The sequence below is a fragment of the Streptomyces sp. NPDC004284 genome, assembly GCF_042874035.1.
In the GTDB taxonomy this organism is placed as follows: domain Bacteria; phylum Actinomycetota; class Actinomycetes; order Streptomycetales; family Streptomycetaceae; genus Streptomyces.
Genome location: NZ_JBIAMJ010000012.1, coordinates 68710 through 90750, shown reverse-complemented (window position 1 = coordinate 90750; position 22041 = coordinate 68710). Strand labels below are relative to the sequence as shown.

Annotated in this window: 16 protein-coding genes; 4 read left to right on the top strand and 12 right to left on the bottom strand. The window is 73.2% G+C overall.

The annotated features are described in order from the left end of the window. Nucleotides 1-15: 15 nt before the first annotated feature. The 4 genes from ACFYUS_RS27265 to ACFYUS_RS27250 all read right to left on the bottom strand — a co-directional run bounded on the left by ACFYUS_RS27265 (nt 16) and on the right by ACFYUS_RS27250 (nt 6524). Nucleotides 16-1860 (bottom strand): IucA/IucC family protein, encoded by a 1845-nt coding sequence (locus tag ACFYUS_RS27265; protein ID WP_388857370.1) that lies wholly within the window; start codon nt 1858-1860, stop codon nt 16-18. 60 nt (nt 1861-1920) lie between these two features. After that, nucleotides 1921-2577 carry a GNAT family N-acetyltransferase gene (locus ACFYUS_RS27260; protein ID WP_388857367.1) on the bottom strand — a complete coding sequence of 219 codons (657 nt, stop codon included), beginning with the start codon at nt 2575-2577 and terminating at the stop codon, nt 1921-1923. A 54-nt stretch (nt 2578-2631) separates the two neighbouring features. Further along, the gene (locus tag ACFYUS_RS27255) at nt 2632-4491 is read right to left on the bottom strand and encodes an IucA/IucC family protein (protein WP_388857691.1); all 1860 of its coding nucleotides are present in this window, start codon (nt 4489-4491) and stop codon (nt 2632-2634) included. Between the two features lie 563 nt (nt 4492-5054). Then, complete coding sequence (locus ACFYUS_RS27250) at nt 5055-6524, bottom strand: diaminobutyrate--2-oxoglutarate transaminase (RefSeq protein WP_388857364.1); 1470 nt, start codon at nt 6522-6524, stop codon at nt 5055-5057. Between the two features lie 319 nt (nt 6525-6843). Here ACFYUS_RS27250 and ACFYUS_RS27245 point away from each other — a divergent pair, with 319 nt between their 5' ends. Further along, nucleotides 6844-8019 (top strand): trypsin-like serine peptidase, encoded by a 1176-nt coding sequence (locus tag ACFYUS_RS27245; RefSeq protein WP_388857360.1) that lies wholly within the window; start codon nt 6844-6846, stop codon nt 8017-8019. 118 nt (nt 8020-8137) lie between these two features. Continuing rightward, the gene (locus ACFYUS_RS27240; protein ID WP_388857357.1) at nt 8138-9310 is read left to right on the top strand and encodes a trypsin-like serine peptidase; all 1173 of its coding nucleotides are present in this window, start codon (nt 8138-8140) and stop codon (nt 9308-9310) included. An 83-nt stretch (nt 9311-9393) separates the two neighbouring features. Here the strand turns inward: ACFYUS_RS27240 and hflX are convergent, their stop codons facing one another. From hflX to miaA, 6 genes are all read right to left on the bottom strand, one after another. Beyond that, a complete protein-coding gene (hflX, locus tag ACFYUS_RS27235) occupies nt 9394-10887 on the bottom strand; it encodes a GTPase HflX (protein ID WP_388857354.1) in 1494 nt (497 codons plus the stop codon). A 229-nt stretch (nt 10888-11116) separates the two neighbouring features. Further along, a complete protein-coding gene (locus tag ACFYUS_RS27230) occupies nt 11117-12607 on the bottom strand; it encodes a M1 family metallopeptidase (RefSeq protein WP_388857351.1) in 1491 nt (496 codons plus the stop codon). A 555-nt stretch (nt 12608-13162) separates the two neighbouring features. After that, nucleotides 13163-15319 (bottom strand): RelA/SpoT family protein, encoded by a 2157-nt coding sequence (locus ACFYUS_RS27225; protein WP_388857348.1) that lies wholly within the window; start codon nt 15317-15319, stop codon nt 13163-13165. Nucleotides 15320-15494: 175 nt separating this feature from the next. Then, complete coding sequence (gene dapF, locus ACFYUS_RS27220; protein WP_388857346.1) at nt 15495-16373, bottom strand: diaminopimelate epimerase; 879 nt, start codon at nt 16371-16373, stop codon at nt 15495-15497. A gap of 217 nt (nt 16374-16590) precedes the next feature. After that, nucleotides 16591-17109, bottom strand: coding sequence for a hypothetical protein (locus tag ACFYUS_RS27215; RefSeq protein WP_388857688.1), 519 nt, complete (start codon nt 17107-17109; stop codon nt 16591-16593). Between the two features lie 108 nt (nt 17110-17217). After that, complete coding sequence (gene miaA, locus ACFYUS_RS27210) at nt 17218-18156, bottom strand: tRNA (adenosine(37)-N6)-dimethylallyltransferase MiaA (RefSeq protein ID WP_388857343.1); 939 nt, start codon at nt 18154-18156, stop codon at nt 17218-17220. A 210-nt stretch (nt 18157-18366) separates the two neighbouring features. On the opposite strand from miaA, the gene ACFYUS_RS27205 reads away from it, so the two are divergent. Further along, nucleotides 18367-18624, top strand: a complete 258-nt coding sequence (locus tag ACFYUS_RS27205) for an antitoxin (RefSeq protein ID WP_388857340.1) — start codon at nt 18367-18369, stop codon at nt 18622-18624. A gap of 58 nt (nt 18625-18682) precedes the next feature. On the opposite strand, the gene ACFYUS_RS27200 is transcribed toward ACFYUS_RS27205, so the two are convergent. Both ACFYUS_RS27200 and miaB read right to left on the bottom strand, forming a co-directional pair. Next, nucleotides 18683-19396 (bottom strand): class III extradiol dioxygenase subunit B-like domain-containing protein, encoded by a 714-nt coding sequence (locus tag ACFYUS_RS27200; protein WP_388857337.1) that lies wholly within the window; start codon nt 19394-19396, stop codon nt 18683-18685. Nucleotides 19397-19643: 247 nt separating this feature from the next. Next, nucleotides 19644-21167, bottom strand: coding sequence for a tRNA (N6-isopentenyl adenosine(37)-C2)-methylthiotransferase MiaB (gene miaB / locus ACFYUS_RS27195; protein WP_388857334.1), 1524 nt, complete (start codon nt 21165-21167; stop codon nt 19644-19646). A 183-nt stretch (nt 21168-21350) separates the two neighbouring features. On the opposite strand from miaB, the gene ACFYUS_RS27190 reads away from it, so the two are divergent. Continuing rightward, nucleotides 21351-22031 (top strand): DedA family protein, encoded by a 681-nt coding sequence (locus ACFYUS_RS27190; protein WP_388857331.1) that lies wholly within the window; start codon nt 21351-21353, stop codon nt 22029-22031. Nucleotides 22032-22041 lie beyond the last annotated feature (10 nt).

Below are 22041 nucleotides of genomic sequence, written 5' to 3'. Positions count from 1 at the left end.
GGGCACGCGCACACCTCACGCGAGCGGGTTGGGGACGGTGCCGTGGACGGCCGCGTGCGGACGCTCGGGCCGGTCCCGGTATCCGTCCAGGTGCAGACGGTTGCGGTTGAGACAGAGCCGCTCGATCCGCGGGGTCAGGAGGTCGAAGAGCTCGAACCGTTCCTTCAGCTCGGGGAAGCGCGTCTGGTGCCGCAGGATCTCCGCCCGGACGAGGCTCCAGAAGTCCTCTTCGGGCACGCCGAGTTGTTCCTCGCACAGCGGCGCCAGGTAACGGAAGACTCCGACGAAGAGCCCCGAATGGATGAACTGGATCAGGAAGCCGGGCTCCTCCGTCAACAGGACGGCGCGGACATCATCCGAAAGGGTGGCGTGTTCGGGAAGGGGCTGGGCACAGATGTTCACATCGTCGACGAAGTCCTTGATCGCCAGGCGCACGGGGACGTCGTCGCCGTCGTACACGACGATGGCGTTCTCTCCGTGAGGCGAGAAGACGGTGCCGTACCGGTAGAGGAAGTGCAGCAGCGGGGGGAGCAGTGCGGTGAAGAGGTGCTGGAGCCAGACGGCCGGGGCGAGCCCGGAGCGCTCGACGAGCTCGGCGACGAACGCCCGCCCTTCGGGGTCGGTGTGGAGGAGGGAGGCGAGGGTGCGGGCCCGCTCGCCCGGGGGCAGCCGCAGCGGTTCGCGCCAGATCGCGCCGAGCAGTTCCTTGTACTGGTACGGGACTTCGGGCAGCCGGTCGTACAGGGGGTGCTCGACCGTGACGGAGGCGACCTCGCCGAGGAGGATCACTCCGCACTCGTCCCGCAGGAACGGGTCGTCCTCGCGCAGGCCCTGGACCCAGGCGGTCACGGCGGGCGCGGCGAGGGTCCGCTCGGTGGGCAGTCCGCGCCAGACGAGGGTGTTGAGCACCGACAGCGGCAGTTTGACGGTGTGCCGGTCGGGGCGACTGGTGTTGAGGAAGGTGCGGACGGACTGCTGCGGCAGACGCAGATCACCGTCGGCGGGGAGCGGGACGATGGTTCCGGCGGCGATGGCCGAGGCGTAGAGCGGCAGCAGGATCTCGTCCCACTGCCAGGGGTGGACGGGCAGCAGGAGGTAGCCGTCGGGTTCGTGGCCGCGGGCGGTCAGCGCCGCGCGGAAGGCGGCGTGCGTCTCGGGGTCGAGTTCCCTGGCGTACAGCAGGTCGGGGGTGTCGAGGCCGGGCACTCCCCGGTAGGCGGCGAGGCGGTTGCTGACGGCGATCCACGGCAGTCGGGTCGCGCGGCGGGCCTCGGGTGCCCAGCGGGCGGCGTCGGTGGCGGAGAAGCCGATGCGGCCTTTGTTGAGGACGAGCCAGGGGTGGCCGGTCTGGTGGCCTTCGAGTTCCGCGTAGGAGAGCTCGGCCAGGCGGGCGGCGGTGAGGGCCGTGTGGTCGAGGCGGGCGTCGGCGGCGAGCGTCGTGGAGAGCTCGCGGATCAGATGGCCGAGGGTGGCGCCGTCGAGTTGGAGGAGGCGGCGGGCACGGAGCAGGAATTCGAAGGGGTCGGTGAGGGGCCGGCCCTCGTGGGTGATCGAGCCGACGGTGACGCGCCAGCTGCCGTAGGCGCCGCGGCGGGCACGGAAGGTGAGCGTGGTGCCGTCGTCGAGGCGGAGTGCGTGACGGTCGGGCTCTCCTTCGTCCATGGGGACGGGTTCGACGATCTCCTCGTAGGCGAACTCGGAGAGGGCCTTGGCGAGGAGGCGGGAGGACGCCCGTGCCCAGGCGGCGGCGTTCAGCTCGGGGGGCGCGAGCAGTTCGGGTGCCGGCACGGGGCCGGTGGTGGGAGCCGGGGCGGGAGGGGCGGGTCGTGCGGAGTCGTGAGGTGCAGGGGATGTCGACACGAGGACTCCTCGGGGTGGGAACCGCTGGGGGACGAGCGGAGTTTGCGAGACAGGGGGTGTTCACAGAACGTGACGCAGGGCCCGGTCACGGATCATGAGCGCGGCTCTTTTGTCGGGAAGGTCGACTTCCGCCGCGAAGCGGAAGCCGCCGCTGAGGAACGCGGAGACGGAGGGGGTGTTACGGATGTCGGGTTCGGCGAGGACGCGGGTGCAGCGGGGACGGTGGTCGAGGACCAGATCGGCGACGGCGCGCAGCAGCGTGGTGCCGACGCCGCGCCCCCGGTCGGTGACGCCTCCGATCAGCAGGTGGATACCCGTGTCGTGGGGAAGCGCCGGGTAGTGCCGGGCGAGCGGGTCGAGATCGGCGCGGTAGATCTCGAAGTAGCTCATGGGTGTGCCGTCGAGGACGCCGAGGCAGGGGACGCTCCGGCCGTCGCCCTCCAGTTGGGCACGGACGTGCTCGGCGGTGACGGTGTCGGGTCCGGCGAGCTCCCAGAAGGCGGCGACCGCGGGGTCGTTCATCCACCGGGTGAGCAGCGGCAGGTCCCGTTCGAGTCGCACGGGTAGGAGCCGGAAGGAGCCCGCGGGGGTGGAGACGGGCCCCCAGGCGGCGACGGAGTCCAGCAGGTCGCCGTCGAGGAGGGCGACGAGGTCGTCGACCCTCAGGTCCAGGGTGTCGTCCCCGGGCGGGTCGACCGGTGGGCGGGTGGGTGACACGGTGTCGCTCTCCTCTCGGCGGTGCGGTCGGGGCGTGGGGCGCCGTCGGCGGTTTCAGGTACGGAGGGGGTTGGTGACGGTGACGTACACGGACTGGGTGTCGACGGGCCCGACGAGCTCGTCCAGGCCGTGCAGGCGGGTGAGGAGATTGGCCTTGGTGCGCAGGGTCGCGGCTTCCAGGAGCCGGTGCGGAAGGGGCGAGCCCAGGCTGGTGGAGGAGGTGAGGAAGCTGCGGAAGGCGGCGAGCAGGACGCGTTCGTCGGCGAGGTGCTGGGCGCCGAAGGCGCCGATCAGACCGAGGACGTTGTTGATGCCGAGGTAGTAGGCGAAGCGCTCGTCGGTGACCTGGTCGGAGACGAAGGTGTCGCTGTCGGCGCCGATGCCGGGGAGGCGGCTCTCCAGCTCGCCCCGGTGGGACTCGCGGAAGTAGTAGCCCTGGTTGTCACGGTAGCGGCCGCCGATCGGCCAGCCGTCCGGGTCCAGGAGCACCAGGGTGTTCTGCTGGTGGGCCTCCAGGGCGATGCCGGCATGACCGTCGAGCCAGAGGACGGGGCGGATGACCTGATCGAGGTAGCGGAGGAACCACTCGGTGGCGACGGCGGTCGTGGGACGGCCGGTGCGGACGGAGAGCCGGCCGATGACGTCGGCGAGCCGGGAGCGCATGGTGGTGGCTCCGGGCCAGGGGCGGGGTGTCGTGAGGGAGGCGATGCAGACGGCGTCGTCGCCGGGCCCGAAGGGGTTGTGGCGGATCATGACGTCGAGGCCGGGGACGGGGGTGCCGTCGGGGGCGTCGACGGCGAGCCAGGCGGGGTCGCGGACGATGTCGAAGCCCGGGTGGGCGGCCTGCCACTCGTCGACGAGGCCGGTACGGAGCAGCCGGTGGACCTCGACGCCGCGGTGGAGTTCCTTGCGGAGGTTCTCCCGGCGGGAGTTGGTGATGCGCAGGCCGAGGGAGAGCTTGAGCATGGCCCGGGCGCCCGGGCGGTGCACGGTGCGGACGGAGGAGGTGGGGTGCCAGGGGCTGCCGTGGAGACCGAGGTCGTGGAGGAGTCCGGCGTCGAGGAGGGCCCGGACGTCGGGGCGGTGCAGGAGTTCGCGGGCCTGCCAGGGGTGCAGGGGCAGCGGTGCGGTGCCGGCGGGGAGCGCGAGCCCTTCGGTGAGACCCGAGGCGAGTTGTTCGGCGCTGACGGGCCGGCCCTGTTCGGTCCAGGCGGAGTCGGTGGCGAGGAGGGTGCGGTCGACGGCGAACCAGTGGAGGGGGAAGGAGCCGTGGAGTTCGGGTGAGTAGATCCGTCCCTCTGCCTCGGAGAGTCCTTCGCGGCTCTTGGGGGTGGGGTGGAGCGGGTGGCCGAGCAGCAGCGCCTGCTCGGCGGCGAGGAAGAGGTCGGCGTCCGGGTGTGGTTGGGGCCGGCGGCGGCACTCGGTCAGGAAGTCGGCGGTGCGGCGGGCGGAGTCCGCGACCCGGCCGACGAGCTCGGTGCCCTCGGCGCGGCCGGTCTCCCGGCTGAGCAGAGCGGCCACCGTGACGGCGTCGGCGGCCGGCGCCGAGGCCGGGAGCCCTTCGAGGGCGGGGGCCCCGAAGCGGTGCCAGCCGGTGGGTGACCAGTAGCGGACGGGGACGAGGAGGGCGGTGCCGCTGGCGTCGAGGGGGATGCGCAGGGTGGCGGAGCCGGGTGCCGGGAGGTTCTTCTCCCGGACCCAGCAGCGGAGGAGGTTCTCGACGGCGGCGCCATCGGCGGCGCGCTGCGGGTCGGGGTCGTCCAGCGGGTCGGGGCCACCGGCCGGGCGGGGCGTCCGGGGCTCGTACGGTCCGGCGTGCTGGCGCGGGACCGTGTGTTCCTCGGCGGCCCGTGCCCCCGGGCCGAACGTCTCAGAGGCGAACGCCTCGGAGCCGAAAGCCTCGGAGGCGAGCATCTCGGAGCCGAAAGCCTCAGGGCCGAGCGGATCCGAGCCGAGCAGATCGGGCTTGAACGTCTCGGAAGCGAGTGCTTCCCGGCCGAACACCCCGGCGTCGAGCGGCTCCGGGCCGCGCGAATCGGAGCCGCGCGAATCGGAGCCGAGCGCTTCGGAGCCGAGCGCTTCGGAAGCAAGCGCTTCTCGGCCGAACGCTTCGGCGCCGAGCGCTTCCGAGCCGAACGCTTCCGAGCCGAACGCCTCGGAGTCGAACGCTTCGGAGTCGAGCAGATCGGGGCCGAACGTCTGGGGGCCGAACGTCTCGGGGTCGAGCGGTTCTCGGTCGGAGGGCTCGGGGGTGAGGGGAGCCGGGTCGAGGTTTTCAGGCCGGAGTGGCTCCGGGCGAGGGGTGGGGTTGTTCCGGTGCCCGCTGGGGGGCGCTTCGGGGTGGAGGACTCCCGTGTGGAGCGCTTCGGGGTGGAGGGCTCCCGGGTGGAGGGGGGTGGGGTGGAAGGGCTCCGGATGGAGGGGGGTGGGGGTGTGGGGGGGTTCGGTGGTGGGGGCCGGGGAGGTGGGGGTGGCGTTCACGGGGCTTCCTTGGGGGTGGGGCCGGTGGGACGGTCCGCGGCGTTCCGGGGGGTCGTGGCCCGGCGGGAGGCGGGCGGGTGGGGGGTGTGGGCCCGTTCGGCCGCGGCCAGGGCGTCGGCGAAGCGGTCGAGGACGGCGGTGGCCTGCTCGTCGGTGAGGGTGAGCGGGGGCAGGAGCCGGACCACCGCCGAGTGGCGGCCGCCGAGTTCGACGATGAGGCCGCGGGCGAGGCACTCCTGCTGGACGGCGAGGGCCAGGGCGGGGGCGGGGGGCGGTGCGGTGTCGTGCGGTCCGGCGGCGTCGGGATCGACGAGTTCGACGCCGATCATCAGGCCCCGGCCGCGGACGTCGCCGACGCAGGGGTGGTCGGTGGCGAGGCCCTGGAGTCGGCCGAGGATGTGGGCGCCGAGGGTGCCGGCCCGTTCGGCGAGTTTGTTCTCGCGGACGTACGCGAGGGTGGCGGTGCCGGCGGCCATGGCGAGCTGGTTGCCTCGGAAGGTGCCGGCGTGGGCGCCGGGTTCCCAGGCGTCGAGCGCCGAGCTGTAGACGATGACCGCGAGCGGGAGGGAGCCGCCGATGGCTTTGGAGAGGACCATGACGTCGGGCACGACGCCGCTGTGCTCGACGGCCCAGAAGGTGCCGGTGCGGCCGACCCCGGTCTGGACCTCGTCGACGATCAGGGGGATGGAGCGGTCGGCGGTGATGCGGCGCATCCGGCGCATCCAGTCGTCGGGGGCGGGGATGACGCCGCCCTCGCCCTGGACGGCCTCGACGATCATTCCGGCGGGGGTGGTGACGCCGCTCTTGGGGTCGTCGAGGAGGTTCTCGGTCCAGTGGGCGGCCAGTTCGGCGCCGCGCTCGCCGCCGACGCCGAAGGGGCAGCGGTACCGCTGGGGGTAGGGCAGCCGGGTCACGCGGACGTCGGTCGCTCCTCCGGAGGCGTCGAGGGCTCCGGCCGTCATGCCGTGGTAGGCGCCGGTGAAGGCGAGGAGGCCGCTCCGGCCGGTGGCCGTCCGGACGAGCTTGAGGGCCGCCTCGACGGCGTCGGTGCCCGCCGGTCCGCAGAACTGGATGCGGGCGTCGTCGGCGAGTTCGCCGGGGAGGGTGGCGAACAGTTCGGAGGTGAAGGCGTCCTTGACGGGGGTGGCGAGGTCGAGGACGTGGAGGGGCGCCCCCGAGTCGAGGACCTTCCTGATGGCTTCCAGGACCACGGGGTGGTTGTGGCCGAGGGCGAGTGTCCCGGCGCCGGACAGGCAGTCCAGGTAGCGGCGGCCGTCGGCGCCCTCGATGGTCAGCCCCCGGGCCCGCACGGGGACGATCGGAAGGGATCGGGCGTAGGTGCGCGCGGCGGACTCGCGCTGGGACTGGCGGCGCAGGATGCCCTCGTACTCGCCCCCTTGGTCCGTCGGCCGGGTCTGCGTGCGCGCGGCCGGTGGAACGGCCGGAGCTGATTCGGTCACGGCCACGGCTCGGTGTCCTCCCGCGGTAACAGTTGCGTTGCACATCGGGACGTCGCGGAGCCGCCGCAAGGGCCGCCCTGAACGCCACCGTCGTGTCCCCCGTACGTACCAACGACGGGAACTGCCGGGGATCACGGGCCGGGAGGCAGGAACTTGGCGTGTCCCGGATCACGGCACGGCAACGGCTGAACGATGCCCGGAACCGTGGACGGGGCGCGTACCGTCCCCTCCGGCACCGGCATAGTGGGGGCCGTCGGCCGTGTCCGCGAGGACCGGCCGCTGTTCGCCCATGCACACGTTGACGTAGTCCCAGGGGGATCACCAGATGCGATCGATTCGTCCGCTGCTGATGGCGGCTTCCGCCGTCGCGGCGCTGACGCTCACCGTCACCGGCTGCGGTCCGAGCGAGGAGAACGCGGGGGGAGACAAGCCCGTTGCACCCGTGAGCCTGGACCCGAACAAGATCAAGATTCCGGAGGACCTGAAGAACCGTCTGAAGGAACACGGGATCGACCTCGACAAGTGGCGGAACGGCGAGTGGAAGAACTGGGACCGCGACAAGTGGCTCCGTGAGGCCAAGGACTTCGTCAACCCGATCATCGAGGACCTCTGGGACCCGGACCGGATGCGCGAGGCCGAGCGTCCCGACAAGCCGGTCGAGGAGGAGGACATCTCGGGCGACAAGGGTGTCACCGACCCGACTCCGGACCCGGTGAAGGCGAAGGCGGTGGCGGCGCAGTACCACGCCAACGCCGCCGAGTCCGGCAAGGTCTTCTTCGACAGCCCCGAGGGCTCGATGGTCTGCTCGGCCACGGTCGTGCAGGACCCCGCCCACCCGGGCAAGTCCAACCTGGTCTGGACGGCCGGGCACTGCGTGCACAAGGGCAAGCAGGGCGGCTGGTACCGCAACATCGCCTTCGTGCCCTCGTACAACGACTCGGCGATGGAGACCTCCGCGCTGGAGAAGGCGACGCGGGAGCAGATCGCGCCGTACGGCGTGTGGTGGGCGGACTGGGTCAAGACCTCCGACCAGTGGATCGCCGAGGGTGCGTCCACCGGCGGCGCCGGCGCTCCGTACGACTTCGCGGTCATCAAGGTGACCCCGGAGAAGGGCGGCTCGGGCAAGTCGCTGGAGGAGACGGTCGGTTCGGCGCTCCCGGTGAACTTCAACGCCCCCGCGGTGCCGAAGATCGCGGGCATGACGGCGACCGGCTACCCGGCGGCGCCGCCGTTCGACGGCCAGAAGATGTTCCAGTGCCAGGACAAGCCGGGCCGGCTGTCCCTGAAGGCCGAGCAGCCGACGATGTACCGGATCGGCTGCACGATGACCGGCGGTTCGTCCGGCGGCGGTTGGGTCGCCAAGGGTGCCGACGGCAAGCCGGCGCTGGTGTCGAACACCTCGATCGGCCCGTCGACGGCGGGTTGGCTCGCGGGTCCGCGCTTCGGTCCTGAGGCCAAGGCCGTCTACGAAGAGGTCAGCAAGAAGTACGCCGGCCAGTAGGCACGGCATGCCGGGGAGGCGGGGCCCCAGGGTCCCGCCTCCCTCCGCGTTCCGCACAACCGGCATACTGTGCACCGCTCATGACACGTCCATGGCAATACCAACGGGGAATGTCTTCATGCGTTCTGTACGGCTCATACCCGCCGCCCTCGGCCTGGTCACCGCGCTCGCGCTGACCACCACGGCCTGCGGCCCCACCGAGACCCCGGCCGACTCCAAGCCGGCCACCGGAGCGAGCAGCTCCGCACCCGCCACCGACGGCGGCGACGCCGGCGCCGACCTCACCAAGGACCTCGCCGACAAGCTCAAGAAGCACGGCGTCGACCTGGACAAGTGGAAGAACGGCGAGTGGAAGAACTGGGACCGCGACAAGTGGCTCCGTGAGGCCCAGGACTTCGTCAACCCGGTCATCGAAGGACTCTGGGACCCGGCGCGCATGCAGTCGGCGAAGAGCCCGGACCAGACGATCACCGCGCAGGCCGGCACCGGCGGCACCGACCCGACGCCCCGGCCCGTCACCGCGCAGCGCGAGAAGACGCCGTACCACAGCCACGCGGCCCCGGTCGGCAAGATCTTCTTCGACTCGCCCGAGGGCTCCATGGTCTGCTCCGGCACCATCGTGAAGGACCCGCGCCACCCCGGGAAGTCCAACCTGGTCTGGACGGCCGGCCACTGCGTCCACGCGGGCAAGAAGGGCGGCTGGTACCGCAACATCGCCTTCGTCCCGGCCTTCAACGACCTGGGCAAGTCCCCCGCCGCGCTCCAGAACGCGCAGCCGCAGGAGGTGTACCCCTACGGCCAGTTCTGGGCCGACTGGGCCGTGACCTCGGGCGAGTGGATCAACGCGGGCGGCACCAACCAGGCCTGGCCGTACGACTACGCCGTGCTGCACGTGCAGCCGGAGCGTGGTTCGAAGTCCCTGGAGGAGACCGTCGGCGCCGCCCTGCCGGTCGACTTCTCCGCGCCGACGGCCGCGCAGTCCGGGACGATGGGCGCCTGGGGCTACCCGGCGGCGCCGCCGTACAACGGCATGATCATGCACAAGTGCCTCGACCGGCCGACGCGGCTCACCACGGCTCCGGCCACGCCGACGATGTACCGGATCGGCTGCACCATGACCGGCGGTTCGTCCGGCGGCGGCTGGTTCCGCGTGCTGCCGAACGGCAAGACGGCGCTCGTGTCGAACACGTCGATCGGCCCGGCCGGCGGCAACGGCTGGCTCGCCGGACCCCAGCTGGGCCGCGGCGCCCAGGCGGTCCACGAGATGGTCAGCAAGAAGTTCGCCCGCTGATCCGAGGGCCTGGAGAAAAACGCCAGAGGGCGCTGCCCCTCCCGTGACGGGAGGGGCAGCGCCCTCTGGCGTACTGCCGTGGATCAGTGCGCGGCCGGGACGTACGGCGCGAGCAGCGCCGCCAGTTCCTCGTGCACACGGGCCTTGAGCAGGGTGCCCTCCGGGGTGTGCTCCTCGGACTGCACCTCGCCCTCGGCGTGCACCCGCGAGACCAGACCGCCCTGCGTGTACGGCACGAGGACCTCCAGCTCGACCTCCGGGCGCGGCAGCTCGGAGTCGATGAGCGCGAGCAGCTCGTCGATGCCCTGGCCCGAGCGGGCCGAGACCACGAGGGAGTGCTTCTCCATCCGCAGCAGACGCTGGAGGACCAGCGGGTCGGCCGCGTCGGCCTTGTTGATGATGACGATCTCCGGCACGTCCACCGCGCCGACGTCCCGGAAGACCTCGCGCACGGCGGCCAGCTGCTCCTCCGGGGCGGGGTGCGAGCCGTCCACGACGTGCAGGATGAGGTCGGACTCGGCGACCTCCTCCATCGTGGAGCGGAACGCCTCGACCAGGTGGTGCGGCAGGTGCCGGACGAAGCCGACGGTGTCGGCCAGGGTGTAGACCCGGCCGGTGGGCGTCTCGGCCCGGCGGACGGTCGGGTCGAGGGTGGCGAACAGCGCGTTCTCCACCAGCACGCCCGCGCCCGTGAGCCGGTTGAGCAGGGAGGACTTGCCGGCGTTGGTGTATCCGGCGATGGCGACCGACGGCACCTTGTTGCGGCGGCGCTCCTGCCGCTTGATGTCGCGGCCGGTCTTCATCTCCGCGATCTCCCGGCGCATCTTCGCCATCTTCTCGCGGATGCGGCGCCGGTCGGTCTCGATCTTGGTCTCACCGGGACCGCGGGTGGCCATGCCGCCACCGCCGCCGCCGCCCATCTGACGGGAGAGCGACTGACCCCAGCCGCGCAGTCGCGGCAGCATGTACTGCATCTGCGCGAGCGCGACCTGCGCCTTGCCCTCTCGGGACTTGGCGTGCTGGGCGAAGATGTCGAGGATGAGGGCGGTCCGGTCGACCACCTTCACCTTGACGACGTCTTCGAGGGCGATGAGCTGGCCGGGGCTGAGCTCGCCGTCGCAGACGACGGTGTCGGCGCCGGTCTCGAGCACGATGTCGCGCAGCTCGCGCGCCTTGCCCGAGCCGATGAAGGTGGCCGGGTCCGGCTTGTCGCGGCGCTGGATCACGCCGTCGAGCACGAGGGCGCCCGCCGTCTCGGCGAGGGCAGCGAGCTCCGCGAGGGAGTTCTCCGCGTCCTGCACCGTCCCGGAGGTCCAGACACCGACCAGCACGACGCGCTCGAGGCGCAGCTGGCGGTACTCGACCTCGGTGACGTCCTCGAGCTCGGTGGAGAGGCCCGCGACACGGCGCAGGGCCGCGCGCTCGGAGCGGTCGAACTGGTCGCCGTCCCGCTCTCCGTCGATCTCGTGGCTCCAGGCGACGTCCTCTTCCATCAGGGCATCGGCCCGAAGGCTCTCGGTACGGCTCGTCTCCGCGAAGCTCTGCTCGTCCTGGGAAGGGGAAGAAGAGGAGGTCATTGGGTCCTAACGTCGATGGGTGGAGATGTGTGTCTGTGCCGGTCACAACGCCTGCGGGCACCGGAAGATTCCCGGCCGCGGCCGCGTCGCCGACCTGAAGATGGTGACACGGCCGCGCCGGGGGCGTCACCCCGGTTTCGATGCGGTTCCCGCCGGGGCCGCCGCCCCGGTTCCGGTGCGGTTCCCGCCGAGTCGTCACCCGGATTCCGGTGCGGTTCCCGCCGGGGCCTCACCGGGGTTTCGGCGCGGTCCGCGTGGTCTCGGCGGGGCGGCTGCGCCAGTCCGGGTGTCCGGGCATGGGCGGGGTCTTCGCCTCGTACAGCCAGGCGTGGAGGAAGGCGGTGAGGTCCCGGCCGGCGACCTCGCCGGCGAGCGCGATGAAGTCGGCGGTGGTGGCGGTGCCGTCCCGGTGCTCGGCGACCCAGCGGCGCTCCAGGCGCTGGAAGGCCTCGGTGCCGATCTCCTGGCGGAGCGCGTAGAGGACGAGGGCGCTGCCGTCGTAGACGACGGGCCGGAAGAGGCTGATCTTGTGATCGGGCGAGGGGGGCTCGGGGGCGGCCGGCGGCCCGCCGGCGGCGCGCCAGCCGTCGGAGGAGGCGTAGGCGGCCTTCATGCGCCGCTCCAGGGACTTGCCGGCGGTCTCCTCGGCGTACAGCGCCTCGTACCAGCTGGCGTGTCCCTCGTTGAGCCACAGGTCGGACCAGGCGCGGGGCGAGACGCTGTCGCCGAACCACTGGTGGGCCAGCTCGTGGACCATGACGGAGTCGACGTACCACTCCGGGAAGACGGGCTCGGTGAAGAGGCCGCGCTCGAAGAGCGAGAGGGTCTGGGTCTCCAGCTCGAAGCCGGTGTCCGCGTCGGCGATGAGCACCCCGTACGTCTCGAAGGGGTACGGGCCGACCTGCTTCTCCATCCACTCCAGGTGGCCGGGGGTGCGGCGCAGCCAGGGCTCCATGAGCTGCCGGTCGGCGGTGGCCACCACGTCCCGTACGGGCAGCCCGTGGGGGCCGGCGCGGTGGACGACGGTGGAGCGGCCGATGGAGATCTGGGCGAGCTCCGTGGCCATGGGGTGCCGGGTGCGGTACGTCCAGGTGGTGGTGGCGCCGTGGTCGACGCGGCCCTCGGGGAGGCCGTTGGCGACGACGGTGAGCTCGCTCGGGGCGGTGATCCGGAAGGTGAAGTACGCCTTGTCCGAGGGGTGGTCGTTGGAGGGGAAGACCCGGTGGCCGGCGTCGGCCTGGTTGGCCATGGCGAGGCCGTCGCCGGTGCGGACCCAGCCGCCGGTCTCGGCGGGGCCGGTGGGATCGCTGGTGTGGGTGACGGCGATCTCGACCTCCTCCCCCGCGTCGATCGGGACGACCGGGGTGACCACCAGGTCCTCGCCGCTGCTGGTGTACTCGGCGGGCAGGCCGTCGACGGTGACGGCGGAGACCGTGCCGTGGGTGAAGTCGAGGTTGAGCCGCTCCAGGTCGTCGGTGGCGCGGGCGTCGATCCTGGTGACGGCGGCGAGCGGCTTCGTGTTGACCCCCGGGTAGGTGACGTCGAGCGTGTACGCGAGGACGTCGTAGCCGGGGTTGCCGAGCTGCGGGAAGAGCGGGTCCCCGATGCCGAGCGGCGCCGGGGCGGGCAGCGCGGCGGCGACCAGCCCGGCCGACGCGGCGACCAGGACGGCGGAGCGGAGCCACCGCGCGCGGGGCAGGGGGGTTCGGACGAGCGGCATGGGCCAGGGCCTTTCCGGAGGAATCGCCCTACGGCTACCAGTGCTGCCGCCGCACACCGGGGCGGCGCGCGGCCCGGCCACCCGAAGGGGGTCGTCGGCTCGGGCCGCGCGAGTGGCGGGCGCCGGGAGAAGGTCGCCGGGAGAAGGTCGCCAGGAGGCGGGCTCCGGGAGACGGTCGCCCGAAGGCGGATGCCTGAAGGGTCGCCCGAGGGCAGGGGGGCGGCCCAGGCCGCGCAAGGGGCGTGTGCCAGGAGGCAGGCGCCGGGGCCAGGCGCCCGAAGCCGATCACCCGAGGGCGGTGGTCCGCTCAGACCGCGCGTGGTCACCCGAGGACGGTGGTCGGGCCCCGGCCACGCGAGGAGCGGGCAGCCGAAGCGGCTGCGTCGGCCCCGGCCGCGCCAGTCACCGGCGGCCGGAGCCGTGGCGTCAGTTCAGGCCGCGCCAGTCACCGGCAGCCGAAGCAGCGGTGTCGGCCCCGGCCGCACCGGTCACCGGCAGCCGAAGCAGCGGCGTCGGCCCCGGCCGCGCCAGTCACCGGCGGCCGGAGCCGTGGGGTCAGTTCAGGCCGCGTGGAGGGTGGGCGCGGCTGACGTCGTAGACGCCGGGGACGTCTCGCATGGCCTTCATGAGGGCGGTGAGGCCGGCCGCGTCGGGGAGGTGGAGGGTGTAGGTGTGGCGGACCCGCTGTTCGCTGGGGGGCTCGACGTTCGCGGAGACGACGGCGGCGCCGAAGGTGGCGATGGCCTCGGTGAGGTCGGCGAGGAGTCCGGGGCGTCCGAAGGACTCGGCGACGAGGGTGACGCGGCCCTGCGGGGTGTCGCCCCAGCGGACGGCGACGGGCTCGCGGCCGAGGCCGCGCATGGCGTCGACGGCGGAGCAGCGGGCGCGGTGGACGGTGACCGATCCGCCGCGCACCCGGAAGCCGGTGATCTCGTCGGGCGGTACGGGGGTGCAGCACCCCGCGGGCCGGACGGCGGCGGGCGGCTCGCCGTCCAGGTCGGCGTGGAGTTCGGCGCCGGGGCGGCGGTCGGCGGGGACGCTGGGCTGCGGCCGGGGGTCGGTGGGGGCGGCGGGCGGTGCGGCGCTCTCGGGGTGCGCCTGGAGCCAGCCGGTGATCGCGATCCGGGCGGCGGGCGTACGGGCGTGGTCCAGCCACTCCGGGGACGGCCCGGAGACGGCGTCCTGGGCGAGGAGGAGCTGGACGGTGTCGCCGTCGCCGAGGACGGTGCTGAGCGGCGCGAGGCGGCCGTTGACGCGGGCGCCGAGACAGCCGTGGGCGGCCTCGCCGTGCTGTGCGTACGCGGCGTCGACGCAGCTGGCGCCGGCGGGCAGGCTGATCGTGCCGGGGGCGCTGCCGTCGGCGCGGAAGACGGTGATCTCGTCGTCCTCGGCGAGGTCGGCGCGGAGCGAGGTCCAGAAGGTGTCGGGGTCGGGGGCGGACTGCTGCCAGTCGAGGAGGCGGGAGAGCCAGCCGGGGCGGGTGGGGTCGACGCGCTCGCCGTCGTCGGTCCCCGGAAGGCCGGCCCCCTGGAGGGGGCCGTCCGGTTCCTGGCCCACGTGGGGGTTGCCGAGGGCGACGACTCCGGCCTCGGCGACCTTGTGCATCCGGTGGGTGCGGATGAGGACCTCGGCGACGGCGCCGTCGGGGGCGGCGATCGCGGTGTGCAGGGACTGGTACAGGTTGAACTTGGGGGCCGCGATGAAGTCCTTGAACTCGGAGATCACCGGGGTGAAGCAGGTGTGGAGCTCGCCGAGGACCGCGTAGCAGTCGGCGTCCTCGGCGACGAGGACGAGGAGCCGCCCGAAGTCGCAGCCGCGCAGCTCGCCGCGCTTGAGGCGGACGCGGTGGACGGAGACGAAGTGCCGGGGGCGGACGAGGACCTCGGCGCCGATGCCGGCCTCGCGCAGGACGGCGGCGGCCTGTTCGGCGACGGCGCCGAGCTCGTCGCCGGCGCCGGGGTGGTCCGCGATGAGCGCGCGGGTGGTCTCGTACTCCTCGGGGTGGAGGATCGCGAAGACGAGGTCCTCCAGCTCGGTCTTGAGGGCCTGGACGCCGAGCCGCTCGGCGAGCGGGATGAGGACGTCGCGGGTGACCTTGGCGATCCTGGCCTGTTTCTCGGGGCGCATCACGCCGAGGGTGCGCATGTTGTGGAGGCGGTCGGCGAGCTTGATCGACATGACCCGGACGTCGCTGCCGGTGGCGACGAGCATCTTGCGGAAGGTCTCGGGCTCGGCGGCGGCGCCGTAGTCGATCTTCTCGACCTTGGTGACGCCGTCGACGAGGTAGGCGACCTCGTCGCCGAACTCGCGGCGCACCTGGTCGAGCGTCACCTCGGTGTCCTCGACGGTGTCGTGGAGGAGGGAGGCGGTCAGGGTGGTGGTCTCCGCGCCGAGCTCGGCGAGGATGAGGGTGACGGCGAGCGGGTGGGTGATGTACGGCTCGCCGCTCTTGCGGAACTGGCCTCGGTGCGAGGACTCGGCGAGGGCGTACGCCCGGCCGAGCACCGTCGGGTCGGCCTCGGGATGGTGGGCGCGGTGCGCCTCCGTGACGTGGCTGATGGCGTCGGGGAGCCGGTCACGGGGTGCCGGTCCGGCGGTGGCGTTCAGCAGGGCGGCGCGGCCGAGGCGGCGCAGATCGATCCGGGCGCGTCCGCGTCTGCGGACGGTCACGTCGGTGGGGGCGGCCTCGGGGTTGGTGGCCTCTGCGCTCATGGGGCACCTCCGGCGGAATCGACCGGCGGTGGGCGGGCCAGGCGTGCCCGGGGGGCCGGTGCTTGATGCTACCGACCCCACCACGTGGCGCAGTCACGCTCTCGCTCAGCGTGAATCGGATCACCCATTCGAGCGATACATCAGTCGTTGACAGTTTCGATTCCGTCGCGCGCGATCACGCGTCGGCCGTCAGCCACGTCGGGTCGACGACGCCCTCGGCGACGATGACGGCGGGGCCCGTCATGTCGACGCGGCCGTCGGGGTGCTCGGTGATGACCAGGGTCCCGCCGAGCACGTCCACGGTGTACGTGACGGGGGTGCCGGTCTCGGCGGGGTCGACGCCGTCCCGGCGGGCGGTGGCGACGGCGACGGCGCAGGCGCCGGTGCCGCAGGAGCGGGTCTCGGCGGCGCCGCGCTCGTGGACGCGCATGGCGACGTGGCGGGGGCCCCGGTCGGCGACGAACTCGATGTTCACCCCGTCCGGGTAGACCGCGGCGGGCTCGTACGGCGGCTCGTCGTACAGGTTCCCGGCGTGGCCGAGGTCCTCGACGAAGGCGACGGCGTGCGGGTTGCCCATGTTCACGTTGCGGGCGGGCCAGCTGCGGCCGTCGACGGTGACGGTGACGCCGGCGTCGGGGAGGACCGCGCGGCCCATGGCGACGGTGACGGAGCCGTCCTTGTCCAGGTGGACGTGCTTGACGCCGCCGCGGGTGGCGACGGCGACCTCGCCGGCGGTGACGTGTCCGGCGTGCTCCAGGTAGCGGGCGAAGACCCGGACCCCGTTCCCGCACATCTCGGCGACCGAGCCGTCGGCGTTGCGGTAGTCCATGAACCACTCCGCCTCGTCGGCCAGGTGGCGCGCGTCGGGGTGGGCGGCGCTGCGCACGACGTGCAGCACCCCGTCGCCCCCGATGCCGGCCCGCCGGTCGCAGAGCCGCGCCACGACGGCGGCGGGCAGGTCGACCGCGTTCTCCGCGTCGGGGACGATCACGAAGTCGTTCTCGGTGCCGTGGCCCTTGAGGAAGGGGATTGCTGAGGTCTGCGTGCTGGTCACGCGATCAACTGTACGGGGCGGGCCCACCGTCGACCCGTCCTGTCCACAGGCCGGTCCCACCGCCCCCCGCGCGCCCCGGCCCATCCCCTCCCGGGCCCATGTCCGCACGGGCCCGGGCCGGGCCCGCCACGGGACGAGCGGCACCGCACGGGCGAGGGACCGTCGTGCGGGATCGGGCCGGACCGCGGCCCGTACGGGCGCCGGCCCGCGCGGTCGTTCAGCGGAGGCGGGCGACGCGCCAGACGGCGAGGGAGACCAGGGCCGCGATCGTCGACAGGTACAGGGCGAGGACGCGCCAGTCGGGGCGCTCGCCCGAGCCGCGCGGGGGGAGTCCGGGCCAGGTGTAGCCGACCTTGCGGGCGGCCATCATGCCCCAGCCGGCCGCGCAGGAGCTGATGAGGAGGCCGAGCATGGCGACGACGGCGCCGCCGTCCCCCGAGCCGAAGGCGAGCGGGAACGCGAACATGAGCGAGCCGACGGCGGCCAGGCCCACGATCGGGGCGAGCTGCCAGATCCGCAGCCGGCGCTGGGGGCGCAGCTCGACCTCGACCTCGTCGGCGTCGACCTCGACGGTGGTGCCCACCGCGTCGTCGGGACCGTCCGGGGTCAGCCCCGGGGCCCCGAGGGGGACGTCGTCCGTCGGGTGCGGGTGGCCCGGCGTGCCGCCCGACGGATCCGCCGTCGGGTCACCCAGGGCCGCCTCGTGCTGTTCTCTGTCGCGAGGGCCGGCCTCCATCGCCACGCGCCCTCCCCACTCGGACTTCACTTGGTCGATCGATGCTCGATGATGGCACGCTCATGACCGCCGAAATGACGGGCAGTGCGTCCCGATGCCATCACGTGATCAGGCTGTAACCGCTCGTTCGACCAACGACAGCGCCTCCCGCGGGAGTTCCCCGCGGTGATCGGCGGCTCCGCTGAGCCAGTGCACGCGCGGGTCGCGGCGGAACCACGAGTCCTGGCGGCGGGCGAAGCGCTTCGTGGCCCGCACGGTCTCGGCGCGCGCCTCGTCCTCGGTGCACTCCCCCGCGAGCGCCGCGAGCACCTGCTGGTAGCCGAGGGCGCGGGCGGCGGTACGGCCCTCGCGCAGCCCCCGCGCCTCCAGGGCGCGCACCTCGTCGACGAGACCGGCCTCCCACATCCGGTCCACGCGCGTGGTGATCCGTTCGTCGAGCTCGGGGCGGGCGACGTCGACGCCGATCTGGACGGTGTCGTAGACGGAGTCGGGACCGGGGAGGTTGGCGGTGAAGGGCTTGCCGGTGATCTCGATCACCTCCAGGGCCCGGACGATGCGGCGTCCGTTGCTGGGCAGGATCGCGCGGGCCGCCTCGGGGTCGGCGGCGGCGAGCCGGGCGTGCAGGACGCCGGAGCCGCGCTCCTCCAGTTCGGCCTCCAGGCGGGCCCGGACGGCGGGGTCGGTGCCGGGGAACTCCAGGGCGTCGACGGCCCCCCGTACGTACAGGCCGGAACCGCCGACGAGGACCGGGGTGCGGCCGGCGGCGAGCAGCCGGTCGATCTCGGCGCGGGCGAGCCGCTGGTACTCGGCGACGCTGGCGGCCTCGGTGACGTCCCAGATGTCGAGGAGGTGGTGCGGAACGCCGCCGCGCTCCTCGAGCGTCAGCTTGGCGGTCCCGATGTCCATCCCCCGGTAGAGCTGCATCGAGTCGGCGTTGACGACCTCGCCGCCGAGCTGCTGGGCCAGGAATACACCCAGATCGGACTTTCCGGCCGCCGTGGGGCCGACGACGGCGATGACCCGCGGGGCGGGAGCTGCGCTTCTCACCGCCCCAGTCTCGCAAACCTCCCGCCCTGCCCCCGAATGAACTACGGGACGGGCCCATCCGGCTTCGCCGTCCGAGTACGCTATGGAGTGGATATGGGCGTTTTTGCAACGTTTCGCCGTGCGAGGCAGGGCACGGACGAGCCGGGCGAGGGCGCCCGCAGGCGGACACGGAACGCGGGCCCCCGGGGGTCCACGGAGGGAAGGTGCCCCATGGGTCTCCTGGATTCGCTGAAGGCCAAGCTCGGCCCGGCCAAGGACAAGGTCGCCGACCTCGCGCAGCAGCACGGGGAGAAGATCGACCACGGCTTGGACAAGGCGGCGAAGATGGTCGACGAGAAGACCAAGGGCAAGTACAGCGACAAGATCCAGTCCGGTACGGGCAAGGCGAAGGACGCCCTCGACCGGATCGGTCACAAGGACGACGGCAAGCCCGGGAGCGGCGACGCGACGCCGCCGCCGGCCGCCTGACGAACGACGTCGTCCGACAGTCCCTCCGCGGCCGGCCGCGGTTCGTCCTCCTCGGGCCTCAGGACCAGGCCGCCACGAAGTACCCCACGCCGTACGGGGCGTCCTCGAAGAGCAGGCGGCCGTCGAGCCCCGCGCCCTCGGCGGCGCCCGCGAGGACCTGCCAGGGGGCGCGGCCGGCCGCCTTCAGCTCCTCGGCCAGCCCGGCGTCCAGCGCGAGCAGCGCGGCCGCGTCGGCCGTGCCGAGCGCCCGGGCGGCCTCCGCGTCGAAGCCGGCGGCCCGCTCGTCCAGGTAACCGGGGGCCTTCACGGTCCGGCACGCGCTGCCGTCGCCCATCACCAGCAGGGCGACGCGCTCGGCCGAGGCGGCGAGCCGGCGGCCGGCGGCCGCGCAGTCGTCCGCCGTCGCCGACCCGGCCACGCCCAGGCCCTCGATCGGCGCGTCGGCCCATCGGGCACGGGCGAGGAGCCAGGCGCCCACGGCGAGGGAGACGGGCAGGGGGCGGGCGTCGCCGTCGGCCGGCCCCTCTCCGAGCCGTACGGAGAGGTCGACGCCGAATCCGGCGAAGGAGCCCTCCGCGCCGGCCGGGTGGACGCCGTGCGCGCCCTCACCGGCGGCCCCGACGACGTACAGCCGGTCGGGGCGGGCCGCGGCGAGCAGCCCGACGGCGTCCGCGCAGGCCGTCCGCGCGGCGTCGAGCTCGGGGGCGGCCCCGGTCGCGACCTCGGGGACGAGGAGGGGCGGGGAGGGACAGACGGCTGCGGCGACAAGCATGATCGGCAGCCTACTGTGCGGGGCGGGGGCTTTCGGGTGCGGCGCCGCCCGTTGCGGGCCCGCGCCGTCGTGGGCCCGCGCCGTCGTGGGCTGTGCCGTCGTGGGCTGCGCCCCGCCCTGTTGTGCCCACCCTCCTCCGAGCTCTCGGCTTCGCTCGAGCAGGGGACCCCCCTCGCCCCGCGGGACGATTGCCCATACGGGCAGCGGGGCGCGGGCCCACCCGGGGTGGGCCCGCCCCGGGTTCTGCTCAGTGCGTGCCGCAGGCCGGGGTCTCGGCGGGCGGGAGGGGGGCGGGGGCGCCGATCTTCGGGAGGCCGAGGAGGACGCCGGACGGCTTGGGGGCGGTGGTGCGCTTCTCCCAGGCGTCGCCGGCGCGGGTGCGGCGGACGGAGCCGACGGGGCCCTCGGCGAGGAGGTGGTGGGGGGCGGCGTAGGTGATCTCGACGGTCACCACGTCGCCGGGGCGGACGCCCTCGTCCGGCTTCGTGAAGTGGACGAGCCGGTTGTCGGGGGCGCGGCCCGAGAGGCGGTGGGTCTCGCCGTCCTTGCGGCCCTCGCCCTCGGCGACCATGACCTCCAGGGTGCGGCCGACCTGCTTCTTGTTCTCCTCCCAGGAGATCTCCTCCTGGAGGGCGACCAGGCGCTCGTACCGCGCCTGCACGACCTCCTTCGGGATCTGGCCCTCCATGGTCGCCGCCGGGGTGCCGGGGCGCTTGGAGTACTGGAAGGTGAAGGCGTTCGCGAAGCGGGCCTCGCGGACGGTGTGCATCGTCTGCTCGAAGTCCTCCTCGGTCTCGCCGGGGAAGCCCACGATGATGTCGGTGGAGATGGCCGCGTGCGGAATGGCCGCGCGGACCTTCTCCAGGATGCCGAGGAAACGCTCCTGCCGGTACGAGCGGCGCATGGCCTTGAGGATCGAGTCCGAGCCGGACTGGAGCGGCATGTGGAGCTGCGGCATGACGTTCGGCGTCTCGGCCATGGCCGCGATGACGTCGTCGGTGAAGTCGCGGGGGTGGGGGGAGGTGAAGCGGACCCGCTCCAGGCCCTCGATCTGGCCGCAGGCGCGCAGCAGCTTGGAGAAGGCCTCGCGGTCGCCCAGGTCGGAGCCGTACGCGTTGACGTTCTGGCCGAGCAGGGTGATCTCGGAGACGCCTTCGGCGACGAGCGCCTCGATCTCGGCGAGGATGTCGCCGGGCCGGCGGTCCTCCTCCTTGCCGCGCAGGGCCGGGACGATGCAGAAGGTGCAGGTGTTGTTGCAGCCGACGGAGATCGAGACCCAGGCGGCGTACGCGGACTCGCGGCGGGTCGGCAGCGTGGAGGGGAAGGCCTCCAGGGACTCGGCGATCTCGATCTGCGCCTCCTCCTGGACGCGGGCGCGCTCCAGGAGGACCGGCAGCTTGCCGATGTTGTGCGTGCCGAAGACCACGTCGACCCAGGGGGCCTTCTTGACGATGGTGTCGCGGTCCTTCTGCGCGAGACAGCCGCCGACGGCGATCTGCATGCCGGGGCGCGTGGTCTTCATGGGGGCGAGCCGGCCGAGGTTGCCGTACAGCTTGTTGTCGGCGTTCTCGCGGACCGCGCAGGTGTTGAAGACGACGACGTCGGCGTCGCCGTCCGCGCCCTTGGGGGCCCGGACGTAACCCGCCTCTTCCAGCAGACCGGAGAGCCGCTCGGAGTCGTGGACGTTCATCTGGCACCCGTAGGTCCGGATCTCGTAGGTCTTGGTGCCGTCAACGGTCACTGCGGTGCTCCGGTCGCTGCTGCTCGTCATGCGTCCAAGGGTAGGCGGTCCGGGGAGAGCCCCCGTCCCACGCCGGAGGCCGCCGCACCCCTGCGGTTTTCCGCAGGGCGGACGGGCGGGAAGCCCCGTACCGGGGGTGAGGTGGGATTTCTAGCGTGGACGGTGCCGGGGCGGAGGGCCCCGGGAACCCGCTCGCCGTCCTGGAGATCCGCCGTGCCGATCGCTTCGCTCGTCTCTCACCCCGCCCTCGCCCTGGCCGGGGAGCCCGCCGGCGGATTCGCCGGATGGGCCGCCGGACTCGTCGACACCCTGGGCGGGCCCGGTGCCGGGCTCGCCATCGCGCTCGAGAACCTCTTCCCGCCGCTGCCCAGCGAGGTGATCCTGCCGCTGACCGGCTTCGCCGCCGGGCAGGGCGTGCTGAGCCTCGCCTCGGCGCTGTTCTGGACGACGCTGGGTTCGGTGGTGGGGGCGGTGGCGCTCTACTGGATCGGCGCGCTGTTCGGGCAGCGGCGGATGCACGCGCTCTGGGCCAGGCTGCCGCTGGTGAAGGTCTCCGATCTGGAGCGCACCGAGCGGTGGTTCGCCCGGCACGGCACCAAGGCGGTGTTCCTGGGCCGGATGGTGCCGATCTTCCGGAGTCTCATCTCCGTCCCGGCGGGCGTCGAGCGGATGCCCCTGCACGTCTTCCTGGCGCTCACGACCGCCGGCAGTCTCGTCTGGAACAGCGTCCTCGTCCTGGCCGGTTACTGGCTCGGGGACCGCTGGGACCTCGTCGAGGGGTACGTGGGCGTGCTGTCCAAGGCCGTCCTGGTGCTGGTCCTCGTGGCCCTGGCCGCGTTCCTCGCCGTACGGCTCCGGGGGCGCGGGCGGGCCCAGCACCGCCGTACCTCGTGAGCGGGGCGCG

Excerpts from the sequence above, each read along its gene's own strand:
- ACFYUS_RS27255 (WP_388857691.1), bottom strand. The coding sequence starts at position 4,491 with ATGCTCGCCTCCGAGGCTTTCGGCTCCGAGGCGTTCGCCTCTGAGACG.
- ACFYUS_RS27245 (WP_388857360.1), top strand. The coding sequence starts at position 6,844 with ATGCGATCGATTCGTCCGCTGCTGATGGCGGCTTCCGCCGTCGCGGCG.
- ACFYUS_RS27240 (WP_388857357.1), top strand. The coding sequence starts at position 8,138 with ATGCGTTCTGTACGGCTCATACCCGCCGCCCTCGGCCTGGTCACCGCG.
- hflX (WP_388857354.1), bottom strand. The coding sequence starts at position 10,887 with ATGACCTCCTCTTCTTCCCCTTCCCAGGACGAGCAGAGCTTCGCGGAG.
- ACFYUS_RS27230 (WP_388857351.1), bottom strand. The coding sequence starts at position 12,607 with ATGCCGCTCGTCCGAACCCCCCTGCCCCGCGCGCGGTGGCTCCGCTCC.
- ACFYUS_RS27225 (WP_388857348.1), bottom strand. The coding sequence starts at position 15,319 with ATGAGCGCAGAGGCCACCAACCCCGAGGCCGCCCCCACCGACGTGACC.
- ACFYUS_RS27215 (WP_388857688.1), bottom strand. The coding sequence starts at position 17,109 with ATGGAGGCCGGCCCTCGCGACAGAGAACAGCACGAGGCGGCCCTGGGT.
- ACFYUS_RS27205 (WP_388857340.1), top strand. The coding sequence starts at position 18,367 with ATGGGTCTCCTGGATTCGCTGAAGGCCAAGCTCGGCCCGGCCAAGGAC.
- ACFYUS_RS27200 (WP_388857337.1), bottom strand. The coding sequence starts at position 19,396 with ATGCTTGTCGCCGCAGCCGTCTGTCCCTCCCCGCCCCTCCTCGTCCCC.
- miaB (WP_388857334.1), bottom strand. The coding sequence starts at position 21,167 with ATGACGAGCAGCAGCGACCGGAGCACCGCAGTGACCGTTGACGGCACC.